The organism is Kluyvera genomosp. 3 (assembly GCF_011765685.1).
Classification (GTDB): Bacteria; Pseudomonadota; Gammaproteobacteria; order Enterobacterales; family Enterobacteriaceae; genus Kluyvera; species Kluyvera georgiana_A.
Genome location: NZ_CP050321.1, coordinates 2,307,431 through 2,319,389 on the forward strand (window position 1 = coordinate 2,307,431; position 11,959 = coordinate 2,319,389).

The 11,959-nt window shown below is 51.8% G+C and carries 10 protein-coding genes; 5 read left to right on the plus strand and 5 right to left on the minus strand.

Annotation, left to right across the window (positions count from 1 at the left end; genetic code table 11):
* The first annotated feature begins 72 nt into the window (after positions 1-72).
* The 3 genes from GY169_RS10780 (at position 73) to selO (ending at position 3,033) form a co-directional block, all read left to right on the plus strand.
* The gene (locus GY169_RS10780) at positions 73-537 is read left to right on the plus strand and encodes a C40 family peptidase (RefSeq protein ID WP_163446506.1); all 465 of its coding nucleotides are present in this window, start codon (positions 73-75) and stop codon (positions 535-537) included.
* Positions 538-815: 278 nt separating this feature from the next.
* Positions 816-1,529, plus strand: a complete 714-nt coding sequence (locus tag GY169_RS10785; protein ID WP_163446505.1) for an EAL domain-containing protein — start codon at positions 816-818, stop codon at positions 1,527-1,529.
* Positions 1,530-1,590: 61 nt separating this feature from the next.
* Positions 1,591-3,033, plus strand: coding sequence for a protein adenylyltransferase SelO (gene selO / locus GY169_RS10790; protein WP_167575726.1), 1,443 nt, complete (start codon positions 1,591-1,593; stop codon positions 3,031-3,033).
* Positions 3,034-3,069: 36 nt separating this feature from the next.
* Here the strand turns inward: selO and hemP are convergent, their stop codons facing one another.
* The 3 genes from hemP to GY169_RS10805 form a co-directional block, all read right to left on the minus strand.
* The gene (gene hemP / locus GY169_RS10795) at positions 3,070-3,249 is read right to left on the minus strand and encodes a hemin uptake protein HemP (RefSeq protein WP_163446503.1); all 180 of its coding nucleotides are present in this window, start codon (positions 3,247-3,249) and stop codon (positions 3,070-3,072) included.
* Positions 3,250-3,383: 134 nt separating this feature from the next.
* Positions 3,384-4,430 carry a 3-deoxy-7-phosphoheptulonate synthase AroH gene (gene aroH / locus GY169_RS10800; RefSeq protein WP_163446502.1) on the minus strand — a complete coding sequence of 349 codons (1,047 nt, stop codon included), beginning with the start codon at positions 4,428-4,430 and terminating at the stop codon, positions 3,384-3,386.
* Between the two features lie 153 nt (positions 4,431-4,583).
* Positions 4,584-5,417: a pyruvate, water dikinase regulatory protein gene (locus tag GY169_RS10805; protein WP_035896136.1), complete on the minus strand. Its 834-nt coding sequence runs from the start codon at positions 5,415-5,417 to the stop codon at positions 4,584-4,586.
* A gap of 331 nt (positions 5,418-5,748) precedes the next feature.
* Here GY169_RS10805 and ppsA point away from each other — a divergent pair, with 331 nt between their 5' ends.
* Positions 5,749-8,127, plus strand: coding sequence for a phosphoenolpyruvate synthase (gene ppsA / locus GY169_RS10810; RefSeq protein ID WP_167575727.1), 2,379 nt, complete (start codon positions 5,749-5,751; stop codon positions 8,125-8,127).
* A gap of 164 nt (positions 8,128-8,291) precedes the next feature.
* Here ppsA and GY169_RS10815 read toward each other — a convergent pair whose 3' ends face one another.
* Positions 8,292-9,494 carry a glycoside hydrolase family 88 protein gene (locus GY169_RS10815; protein ID WP_167575728.1) on the minus strand — a complete coding sequence of 401 codons (1,203 nt, stop codon included), beginning with the start codon at positions 9,492-9,494 and terminating at the stop codon, positions 8,292-8,294.
* Positions 9,495-9,538: 44 nt separating this feature from the next.
* The gene (locus tag GY169_RS10820) at positions 9,539-10,789 is read right to left on the minus strand and encodes an oligosaccharide MFS transporter (RefSeq protein WP_167575729.1); all 1,251 of its coding nucleotides are present in this window, start codon (positions 10,787-10,789) and stop codon (positions 9,539-9,541) included.
* Between the two features lie 286 nt (positions 10,790-11,075).
* On the opposite strand from GY169_RS10820, the gene GY169_RS10825 reads away from it, so the two are divergent.
* On the plus strand, positions 11,076-11,927 hold the full coding sequence (locus tag GY169_RS10825; RefSeq protein ID WP_163446498.1) for a helix-turn-helix domain-containing protein: 852 nt from the start codon (positions 11,076-11,078) through the stop codon (positions 11,925-11,927).
* Positions 11,928-11,959: the final 32 nt, after the last annotated feature.

Sequence of the window (11,959 nt, forward strand, 5' to 3'; positions counted from 1 at the left end):
GTGATTGCTTGCCAGCCAAACCGCAATAGATATAATTTACTGGCTGAATAAAAAAATGAGGATTCGCTGGGTATGCGTTTCTGGACTCTTTTTCTCGTGGCTTTCGTTTTAGCAGGGTGTAGTAGCCATCGCGCGCCGCCGCCCAATCCCCGGCTTTCGGATTCTATTACCGTTATCGCAAGCTTAAACGATCAGTTGCAAAACTGGCACGGTACGCCTTATCGCTATGGTGGGATGAACCGCCGCGGCGTGGACTGTTCCGCTTTTGTGCTGATGACTTTCCGCGATAAATTCGAAATGCAGCTTCCGCGGGAAACACGCCAACAGGCGAAGATCGGCACCGAAATAGATAAAGATGAACTGCTGCCCGGCGACCTGGTGTTCTTTAAGACTGGCGCAGGCGAGAGCGGGTTGCACGTGGGTATTTACGATACCGACAACCAGTTTATTCATGCCTCCACCAGCCAGGGCGTCACGAGGTCATCGCTCGATAATGTCTACTGGCGAAAAAACTTCTGGCAGGCCAGGCGAATTTAATCAAAAAGAAAAGGAGGCGAAATGCCTCCTTTTCTTTTTATAGACGACAACATTTTAAATAAATAGCCGACAATATGCCGATTTTGTCAGGTGAGATCATAGAACTTAAGGTTGATTGTGTTAATCCATTACTTTCGATTACAATCATTACGATCCAGTGACGGACCACAAAAATAAAAGGAACCGATGAAAGGAATAACAGCAGCATTCATTACCGTAGGTTTTTTGCTTTGTGACGTCGGAAACCCGGACATGACTTTTAGTGAAGGGCAGTCGCAATGATTGTATCGCTGGATAATACGTATTGTTCTCAATTGTTTTTCCTGCCCGCCAGAAATAGCGACGGGCGTCTTGTCGGCCTGAAAATCGTCAGCCAATTTAGCGGTCTTGATAATCACATACGCATTCCCACTGGTCTGGTGCTGCCGCGGCTGACTCCACAACAAGAAATAACCTTATTTGAGGAAAAACTGGCGCTGTTGAATAACTGTCAGTTGTTCTTTCGTCAGCACAACCTCAAAGCGTGGATCACTGCGCCACCGGGGCTTGTTACGGCGCTGCTTGCCGACGATGAGCTCGTCGCCAGCGCGCAGCGTTTTCCGTTTCTGGAGTTGGCCGTTAGCGAAAGCTATCCTGGCCTCAATCAGGTAGATGAAAATCATCCTTTGGCCCACCTGTGTCAACACTTCCCTTTAGTGCTCAGTGACTTTGGTTCCGGTGATGCCTCCACCCGCGCGGTATTCGCCGGGCTGTTCACTCGCATTGTTCTGGATAGAAGCTTTGTCCAGCGCCAGTCAAAATCCGCGTCTTTTGAACCGTTTCTGCGTGCGATCGTGACGCAGATCCAGCCTTACTGTCAGGGTATTATGATCTCCGGTGTGGATGACGAGCACACGCGTCAGCGCGTAGCGTCCTTCGGGTTCAGTGGGATGCTTGGCAACCTGTGGCCGGTAGTGGCAGAATCTTCCTTAACAACATTAGTGCAACAATAACCCTGCACTTACCCGGGTGTTTAACGTACAGTAACCCAATACACTACGGGCAGGAGGAACCATGAACCTGTCATTTAACACCCGCTGGCGCGATGAGCTGCCAGGATTTTACAGTGCGCTACAGCCCACGCCGCTGCATAACGCCCGCGTGATCTGGCACAACGCGCCGCTGGCGCAAGCGCTCGCGATTCCCGAATCACTTTTCACGCCTGAACATGGCGCAGGCGTCTGGGGTGGCGAAACGCTGCTGCCTGGTATGTCGCCGTTAGCACAGGTATACAGTGGTCATCAGTTTGGCGCCTGGGCAGGGCAACTGGGCGACGGGCGCGGTATCTTACTGGGCGAACAGCAGTTAGAAAACGGCAAAACGGTCGACTGGCATCTTAAGGGCGCTGGACTCACGCCGTATTCACGAATGGGCGATGGGCGAGCGGTACTACGTTCGACGATTCGTGAGAGTCTGGCCTCGGAAGCCATGCATTATCTTGGCATTCCGGGCACCCGGGCGCTGGCGATAGTGACCAGTGATACGCCGGTCTACCGCGAAACGGTAGAATCTGGCGCGATGCTGATGCGCATTGCCGAAAGCCACATCCGATTCGGCCACTTCGAACATTTCTACTACCGCCGCGATATCGACAGCGTACGTAGGCTGGTGGACTTTACGATCCGTCATTACTGGCCGCAGTTGCAGCATGAGGCCGATGGTTATGCGCTGTGGTTCCAGGACGTCGTGGCGCGTACGGCGCAGATGATTGCCCGCTGGCAAACGGTGGGTTTCGCACATGGCGTGATGAATACCGACAACATGTCGATACTGGGGCTGACGCTTGACTACGGTCCGTTTGGTTTCCTCGATGACTATCAACCCGCGTTTATCTGTAACCACTCGGATCATCAGGGCCGCTATCGCTTCGATAATCAGCCTGCAGTCGGTCTGTGGAACCTTCAGCGTCTGGCGCAGGCGGTGTCACCGTTGATTGACGTGGATACGCTTAACGCCGCGCTGGAAGGCTATCAGGCGGTGCTGTTCCGGGAATACGGGCAGCGAATGCGCCAAAAACTCGGGCTGTTCAGCGAAAGAACAGGCGATAACGATCTGCTTAACGGCTTGTACGCGTTGATGGAAAGAGAAGGGAGTGACTATACGCGTACCTTCCGCTTGCTCAGTGAAACGGAGCAGCACAGCGCCGCGTCGCCGCTGCGTGATGAGTTTATTGACCGCTCAGCCTTTGACAGCTGGTTTACTCAGTACCGCGCGCGTTTACAGCTGGAACAAGTGGATGATGCGACGCGCCAGCAGGCCATGAAACTCGCCAACCCAGCAATGGTCCTGCGAAACTGGTTGGCGCAACGGGCGATTGAGCAAGCGGAGAAGGGCGACTATCGGGAGCTCCATCGCCTGCATGAAGCGCTGCGCGATCCGTGGCGCGATCGGGATGATGACTACAGTCGACGTCCGCCTGACTGGGGTAAGAGACTGGAAGTCAGCTGTTCAAGCTAATTAATGTATTCAGGCTGCGCTATGACGATGGCGCAGCTACTTGGTCAATATCAGCTTTCCTGCCTGAGTTTGCCGTAGCAGATACTGCTGCTCTCCATGCTCAATGATTAAACGACCCTCGTTGCCTAACAGCGTCTGGCTGTCGATCCGCCGATCCTGAGGAAGAGGATGCGGGGTATTATCCTTCTTGGTTTCCTGTTTTGCGCAGCTATCCATTTGCTAAATTTATAATGAAAATCAATATAACAATGAGAATTATTATCGATTTTTGACGGGGTAACCGCAAGCGTTATTTACCACTAGATCGGGTAGGGGCAATGGCCCACCGCTGAACGGTGGGCGGGGGAGGCTTAGAGACGAGTGGCGACTGCGGCTGCCAGCTTTTCCAGCAGCAGTTCGGTATCTTCCCAGCTCAGACACGGATCGGTAATCGACTGACCGTAGGTCAGAGGCTGGTCAGCGACGATCTTTTGCGTCCCTTCACGCAGGAAACTTTCCGCCATAATACCGGCAATAGCCGAGGAACCATTGCGGATCTGTTGGCAAATATCGTCACACACTTCCAGCTGACGGCGATGCTGCTTCTGGCAGTTGCCGTGACTGAAGTCAACCACCAGGTGCTCGGGGAGATCAAACTGATGCAGCGTGTCGCAGGCCGCGGCGATATCGTCGGCATGGTAGTTCGGTTTTTTGCCGCCACGCATAATGATATGGCCATACGGGTTGCCGCTGGTCTGATAGATAGTCATCTGACCGTTTTTATCCGGCGACAGGAACATGTGGCTGGCGCGCGCCGCGCGAATAGCGTCAACCGCAATGCGGGTGTTGCCGTCGGTGCCGTTTTTAAAACCTACCGGGCAGGAGAGCGCAGAGGCCATTTCACGGTGGATCTGGCTTTCCGTTGTCCTGGCGCCAATGGCGCCCCAACTGATTAAATCGGCGATAAACTGACCGGTCACCATATCGAGGAATTCGGTCGCCGTCGGTACACCCAGCGTGTTGACCTGTAACAGCAGCTTGCGTGCCTGCTCAATACCGTGGTTAACGCGGTAGCTGCCGTTCAGGTCGGGATCGGAGATTAATCCTTTCCAGCCCACCACGGTGCGCGGCTTTTCGAAATAGGTGCGCATGACGATTTCCAGCTCGCCCTGATGCTTTTCACGCAGCACCTGAAGGCGACGAGCATAATCCATCGCGGCATCGAGGTCATGAATGGAGCAGGGGCCCACTATCGCCAGCAGACGACGGTCTTCACCGTTGAGGATTTTTTCAATACGATGGCGTGAGGCGGTGACGTGGGCCGCAACGTCCGGTGATACAGGGTGGCGCTGAGCAAGTTCAGCAGGCGTAATCAGGCTCTCAATTCGAGCGGTACGCAATTCATCGGTCTTATTCATGGAAGTCTCAGAAATTTGTTGCTTCACCAGTCAAAATGCTGGGAAGTGATGCACATCACGATAAACCAATCTGGGTTTAATTCAAGCGTGGCAGGTAATGTGCTCTCAATCACAAAGCTATGATAACTAAATTTGCTGCATTGTACTAGTGTGTTAGTACATTCTGCGACTTAATCCCATTATATCCATGATTTTCGTGGCAATTTCTTCAACCGAGTAGTTGGTACTGTTCAGCCATGGGATCTGATGACGGCGGTAAAGCGCCTCGACCTCGGCCACTTCCATTCGGCACTGGCGCATTGACGCATAGCGGCTGTTTTCCCGCCGCTCTTCACGAATAGCCGCCAGACGCTCAGGATTGATTGTCAGCCCGAACAGCTTATGCTGCAGCGGTTTGAGCGAGGCAGGTAGCACCAGATTGTCCATATCATCGGCAATAAAGGGGTAGTTGGCTGCACGAATACCAAACTGCATCGCCAGATACAGGCTGGTCGGCGTTTTACCGCAGCGCGACACACCCAGCAAAATCACCTGCGCCTGATCGAGATTACGCAGCGAGATGCCGTCGTCGTGTGCCAGGGTGTAGTCAATGGCGGCGATACGTGCATCGTATTTGGTCAGGTTGCCGGGGGTTAAGCCGTGGGTACGGTGAGCAATCGGCGTTGGGTCAAGCTTCAGCTCTTCCTGCAACGGCGCGACCAGTGCCTGCACAATATCCTGACAAAAACCTTCACATTGCAGAATAATGTCACGAATTTCGGGGATCACAATCGAATAGAACACAAGAGGCCGTACGCCCGTTTGCTGGTAGATAGCATCGATCTGTTCCTTCACCGCCCGCGCGCGACTTTCACTTTCGATAAACGGCAGAGTGATGCTGTTTATCGCTACCGGGAACTGCGACATGACCGCGTGGCCGAGCACCTCCGCCGTAATCGCGGTTCCGTCAGAAATATAAAATACCTGCCTGTCGACTGCGTTATCCATATTGCTTGACTCCCGTTAATTGCCTGAAAGGGTAAATTAAATTTAAACACAAGCCAGACGTATTTGTCTTAAATTTAAAAATGAAACGGTATTTTTATTTTTAATGAAATGGTCGTTTCAATTTCCAAAAGAGGTCAATAGACCGCATGTTTTTGTGCCTTTTCAGGCTAATCAGTAGGTTATGAATAAACAGGAATCAATCCTAAAAAGTAAAAAAATAATTTGCTTACACGATTCACCGTTTTTTTCGGCCGTTTAAATATGCGAGGATATTTTAAGTAGTCAGTCGTTTCTTATCACTGCTTCTTTAAATCAAAAAAGGATTGTCTCGATGTCCAACAATGGCTCGTCACCGCTGGTGCTTTGGTACAACCAACTCGGCATGAATGATGTAGACAGAGTTGGAGGCAAAAATGCCTCCTTGGGTGAAATGATTACTAATCTGTCCGGAATGGGTGTGTCTGTGCCCAACGGATTTGCCACCACTGCCGATGCGTTTAATCAGTTTCTCGACCAGAGCGGCGTAAACCAGCAGATTTATCAACTGTTGGATAACACCGATATTGACGACGTTACCGCCCTGGCGAAAGCCGGCGCGCAGATCCGCCAGTGGATCATCGACACTCCTTTCCAGAGCGAACTGGAACAGGCAATTCACGAAGCGTATAACCAGCTGGCCGCTGATAACGCCAATGCTTCCTTTGCCGTGCGTTCTTCCGCAACAGCTGAAGATATGCCGGACGCTTCCTTCGCCGGTCAGCAGGAAACCTTCCTTAACGTCCAGGGCTATGACGCGGTGCTGGTGGCGGTGAAGCACGTGTTCGCTTCACTGTTCAACGACCGCGCTATTTCTTACCGCGTGCATCAGGGCTATGACCATCGCGGCGTCGCGCTCTCCGCGGGCGTACAGCTGATGGTGCGTTCCGACCTCGCTTCCTCTGGCGTCATGTTCTCCATCGATACCGAATCCGGCTTTGACGAGGTGGTGTTTATCACCTCCGCGTGGGGCCTGGGGGAAATGGTGGTGCAGGGCGCGGTGAACCCGGATGAGTTCTACGTTCACAAACCGACCCTCGCCGCCGGTCGCCCGGCGATTGTTCGCCGTACCATGGGCTCGAAGAAAATTCGTATGGTCTATGCGCCGACCCAGGAGCATGGCAAACAAGTGCGCATTGAAGACGTGCCGCAGCAGCAAAGCGATATTTTCTCGCTGACTAACGACGAAGTGCAGGAGTTGGCGAAGCAGGCAGTACAAATTGAAAAACACTACGGTCGTCCGATGGACATCGAGTGGGCAAAAGACGGTCATACCGGCAAGCTGTTTATCGTTCAGGCGCGTCCTGAGACGGTACGTTCGCGCGGGCAGGTGATGGAACGTTATACGCTGCACTCGCAAGGGCGTATCGTGGCGGAAGGCCGCGCCATCGGTCACCGTATTGGCGCGGGCCCGGTTAAAGTCATTCATGACATCAGCGAAATGAATCGCATCCAGCCGGGCGATGTTCTGGTCACCGACATGACCGACCCGGATTGGGAACCGATCATGAAAAAAGCGGCGGCGATTGTCACCAACCGCGGCGGACGTACCTGCCACGCGGCGATTATTGCCCGTGAGCTGGGGATCCCGGCGGTGGTGGGCTGTGGCGATGCCACCGAGCGCATGAAGGATGACGAAAAGGTCACCGTTTCCTGTGCCGAAGGCGACACCGGCTACGTTTACGCCGACCTGCTGGACTTCAGCGTGAAAAGCTCCAGCGTGGATACCATGCCGGATCTGCCGCTGAAGATCATGATGAACGTCGGCAACCCGGACCGCGCGTTTGACTTCGCCTGCTTGCCAAACGAAGGCGTGGGTCTGGCGCGTCTGGAGTTCATCATCAACCGTATGATCGGCGTGCACCCACGTGCACTGCTCGAATTCGACGACCAGGAACCAAAACTGCAAAACGAAATCCGCGAAATGATGAAAGGGTTCGATTCGCCGAAAGAGTTCTACGTTGGCCGTCTGACGGAAGGGATCGCCACGCTGGGCGCGGCGTTCTATCCGAAACGCGTGATTGTGCGTCTGTCTGACTTTAAGTCGAACGAATACGCCAATCTGGTCGGCGGCGAACGTTATGAACCGGAAGAAGAGAACCCGATGCTCGGCTTCCGCGGTGCTGGTCGCTATGTGTCTGACAGCTTCCGTGACTGCTTTGCCCTCGAGTGTGAAGCGGTGAAACGCGTGCGTAACGACATGGGGCTGACCAACGTCGAAATCATGGTACCGTTCGTACGTACCGTGGATCAGGCGAAAGCGGTGGTGGATGAACTGGCGCGTCAGGGCCTCAAGCGCGGTGAAAACGGGCTGAAGATCATCATGATGTGTGAGATTCCGTCCAACGCCCTGCTGGCGGAGCAGTTCCTTGAACACTTTGACGGCTTCTCCATTGGCTCAAACGATATGACGCAGCTGGCGCTGGGCCTGGATCGAGACTCTGGCGTCGTTTCCGCGCTGTTCGATGAGCGTAATGAGGCGGTGAAAGCGCTGCTGTCGATGGCGATTCGCGCAGCGAAGAAGCAGGGCAAGTATGTCGGTATCTGCGGCCAGGGGCCGTCCGATCACGAAGACTTTGCTGCCTGGCTGATGGATGAAGGAATCGATAGCCTGTCGCTGAACCCGGATACCGTCGTGCAGACCTGGCTGAGTCTGGCCGAGCTGAAAAAGTGATGACCATTCTGCTGAGATCCCGGGCATTCAGTTAATGCCTGGGTGACGGCAAAGCGGTGATATAGAAATCCGTAATCTCACAGAGATTACGGATTTTTTTATGGTGAGTCATACTGTTACGGCTATGAGCGCCAAACGTTCAATTAGCGCGATTCTCACCTGAGTTACCAATAAGGCTTCCAGCACTGACGTACGCGAATCAGAGCTTCAAGGTAAAAGTAATCTCCCCAGGAACAGCATTCATCAACGCCTTTACCGGCCGGCATATGATAAACCGAATGCATCAGCAGTCCCTCACAGCTCTCGTCATGGGTAGAAAGATAGTGCTCCGTTAATGAATGAATAATGTGCAGTGCGCACTCTTCATACTGCATCCGATGCGCATCGGTCGCAGGGAGCGCTTTCGTCAGCTCCAGCAGCCCGCAGGCTGCAATAGCGGCGGCAGAACTGTCACGCACGGCGTCGGTATCAACGAGCGCCAGATCCCAGTGGCAGACGAAGTCTTCTGGCAAACGGTTGATAAAGTAGTGGCTCAGGCTACGCGTCAGGTCGACCAGGCTGCTTTTGCCGGTATACAGGTAGCTGAGCATAAACCCGTAAATTCCCCACGCCTGTCCACGCGCCCAGCAGGAACTATCGCTATAGCCCTGGTGCGTGTTGCCATAGCGCGGTTCGCCGGTGTTCACGTCCATATAGTAGGTGTGATACGTCGAAGCATCGGGCCTGACAATATATTTTGCAGCCTGCGTGGCGTGGGACAATGCCGCCTGGGCAAAGGCAGGGTTACCCGTCTGCTCGCTAGCCCAGTAGAGCAGCGGAAGGTTCATATTGCAGTCGATAATCATCCGCCCTTGTTGCTCCGGGTCCGTCAGATCGCCCCAGGCCTGGATAATCCCCGCCGTGGGGTTGTAGCGTTGCATCATCATTTCCGCCGCATGCAGCGCGATATCGCGCGCACGGGTATTGCCGGTCAGACGCCATGCGTTTACGCAGGAGAGACTATAGAGAAAACCAAGATCATGGGTATCCGTCTCAACCCGGTTTGCCAGCCGATGAGCAAAAGAGAGAATAAATCGCTCAGCCGCCTGACGATATTTATCGTTGCCGGTCATCTCCCAGAGTAGCCAAAGCTGGCCGGTCCAGAAACTATTGGTCCACTGATTATTTTCTGCCGGTTGCCATTTCCCTCCTTCGCAGGCTTCATTAGGAAACTTATCGCCCAGCGCAAATAGCGTGCGGTCAATCTGTGAGGTAATATGCTGAAGAGCATTATCCACTTTTATTTTTAATACCTGACGATCTATCGGTGCGTTATCGAATGGGCGCAGGGCTTCAGTAACGACGTGCGCCGTTTTATTACTAGTCATAAATTATCCTGTAATTACTACTTGGGTGTTTAAATAATTCTTGATTACGCGCTTTCAGCCCGAGCTGGTAATGTCTTTTTTCCTGCAATGCTGCTGGATAAGGTAAAAGCCGAGATGGCTGTGAATAATAACGCGCAGCAGCCCATGATTAAAAATGTGTGAGAGAAACCTATTTTATCGTATAAATAACCCGCCGGTGGTGCGACGACAACGGAACCTACATAGACCATGGCCTGATAACCTAATAAATACATGGTGGCATTGACCCGTTTGTGGAAATGCTCCGCGATGTATTTAAAAACTGATATTAAGAGCAGCGCGATTTCAACACCATAGAAAGGTTTGATAATCGAAATCATAATAGGGTCGACGGTCAAGCCAGACAGAATCAGACGGCAACCCACCACTAACCCACAGAGCAATAATCCTTTTTTGGCCCCGTAATAGTTAACTAACGCCGGAATAAACATCATCATCAGAAATTCGATACCGGCCTGTAGCGTCCCCAGGTAACCATACCAGGCATTACCTTGCTCTTTGGTGGCAAAGAAGGAGACAAAATAGCGCGGGAACTGTTGCTCCGCGACAAACATCATCCACGCAACGCCGGCGACATACAGGCTAAACATCCAGAATTTACGGCTTTGCATCAAGGCGATGACATCGGCAAAAACAATCTTGTGATCGGAGATAACGGTGTTATTGCGCAGCTGTTCGTCACCTATCTTCAAACTCAACAACACCGCCAGCATCACTAAAGAGGTCGTACTGCTCAGCAGAAAGTTAGCCGCGGGCGTATAGTTAAAAAGTACCCCCGACACCGAGGCGGCAAGCGCCCAGCCAAGCGAACCCCACATTCTGATACGGCCAAACTCCAGACCGTAAAGGCGACTGAAGCGATCGGCATACGACTCGGCGGCTGCCACACCGGCATACCAGCCTAAGCTTAAATAAAATGCCCCTATAATAATTCCGAGCAGCGTATGGCTTAGCAGTAGAGGTTGATAAATAAAAACAAAAAAAGGTGCCATTAAAGCTGATGTGGCACAAACAAAATAGAGCAACCACTTGCTCATCCCTATTTTGTCCATGATGTAACCGTATACTGGCTTTAATACTACGGCAAAGACACCATTGACGGCGAATACAGTACCAATAGTGACGCTATCCAATCCAACTTTCTGACTTAACCATAAGGCATATAACCCAAAGCTGGAAGACCAGGTAAAAAAATAGAGAAATATAAAACTGCTCATTTTGAACTGTGCTATACGGGTCAATAACATCGTGTTCATGATGCGACTCCAGTATAAATTGGGTAATCATCAGAGTACGGAACAAGCATAACATATTCTGTCGTAATCATAATTTCCTGCCGTGTTGATAGATATTTATAGGATAAGGCCTGAAAGCACAACCCGGATGCTGACGGACGGAGATTAGCGTCTTTATTTCCCGTGCTAGCGTGAGCATGTTCACAGAATTATTGTCATTTTTAAGTTTGATTAGATTTATGTTCAAACATTAAGCAATATCTGCAATGTATAGCAGTAAAGCTTAATTTTATTGTCATGGTGAAAAATGAGTGAACCGCAAAAGCTGGAAAGAATTGCGCTAGGAAATGAGGTGGTGTCGTTTCAGAGGCCAATGGGGTCAAGCGCTCATTATTATCACTGGCATCAGTGTGTTGAGTTTCTATATATCTCAAAGGGTTATGGGATTGTTGTCGTAGACAAGCAGCACTACACGGCCAGGCCCGGCCGGCTTTTTATCTTCCCGCCATTTCGCCTGCATAAGGTGCAGGTTGAGGTGGCAGAGAACAACCCTTCTTATCGCACGGCGATGCATATTGAGCACAATGAAGTGAATAGTGCCTTGCGAATGTTCCCACGCCAGCAGGCGCAATTTGCTGCACTGTCTGGCACGCACGCGCCTGCGCAAATTCACGATCTCAGCGAACATGCAGATTATGTCGCTCATATCCTCGATCGCTTCGAAGCGCTGGAGCGTAAAGGCTATAACTCCGCCAGCGATGTCGCTTTTCTGGTGATGCAGTTACTGGATTTTCTCCCTGAACAACTGCAAGGCGAGGCCCATCAGCAGCAGACGATCGCTGCCCGCATCATGCATTGGGTGGAAGAACATTATCAGCAGAAATTTTCGCTGGATGAGCTGGCATCGGACATGGGATTTTCACGCAGCTACACCTCGCGAATTTTCCGCCAACAAACGGGAGGAGGGATCCAAGAGTATATTCTGACGCGCAGAATTAAAAAAAGCTGCGATTTGTTGCGCTATTCGTCACTGAACGTGACGGAAATTGCCCATACCGTAGGTTTTACTGATATGACCTATTTTATTACCTGCTTTAAAAAAATGTTGGGCCAGTCCCCTTTGCAATACCGTAAACAATATGCCGAAGAAAACCATTGAACGCGCGCCATAGCGCTAAGAAATGCCTGTAA

Bases quoted from the DNA above. Each gene is read 5' to 3' on its own strand.
- GY169_RS10805 (WP_035896136.1), bottom strand. From the start codon at position 5,417: ATGGATAACGCAGTCGACAGGCAGGTATTTTATATTTCTGACGGAACC.
- aroH (WP_163446502.1), bottom strand. From the start codon at position 4,430: ATGAATAAGACCGATGAATTGCGTACCGCTCGAATTGAGAGCCTGATT.
- GY169_RS10785 (WP_163446505.1), top strand. From the start codon at position 816: ATGATTGTATCGCTGGATAATACGTATTGTTCTCAATTGTTTTTCCTG.
- selO (WP_167575726.1), top strand. From the start codon at position 1,591: ATGAACCTGTCATTTAACACCCGCTGGCGCGATGAGCTGCCAGGATTT.
- GY169_RS10820 (WP_167575729.1), bottom strand. From the start codon at position 10,789: ATGAACACGATGTTATTGACCCGTATAGCACAGTTCAAAATGAGCAGT.
- ppsA (WP_167575727.1), top strand. From the start codon at position 5,749: ATGTCCAACAATGGCTCGTCACCGCTGGTGCTTTGGTACAACCAACTC.
- GY169_RS10815 (WP_167575728.1), bottom strand. From the start codon at position 9,494: ATGACTAGTAATAAAACGGCGCACGTCGTTACTGAAGCCCTGCGCCCA.
- hemP (WP_163446503.1), bottom strand. From the start codon at position 3,249: ATGGATAGCTGCGCAAAACAGGAAACCAAGAAGGATAATACCCCGCAT.
- GY169_RS10780 (WP_163446506.1), top strand. From the start codon at position 73: ATGCGTTTCTGGACTCTTTTTCTCGTGGCTTTCGTTTTAGCAGGGTGT.
- GY169_RS10825 (WP_163446498.1), top strand. From the start codon at position 11,076: ATGAGTGAACCGCAAAAGCTGGAAAGAATTGCGCTAGGAAATGAGGTG.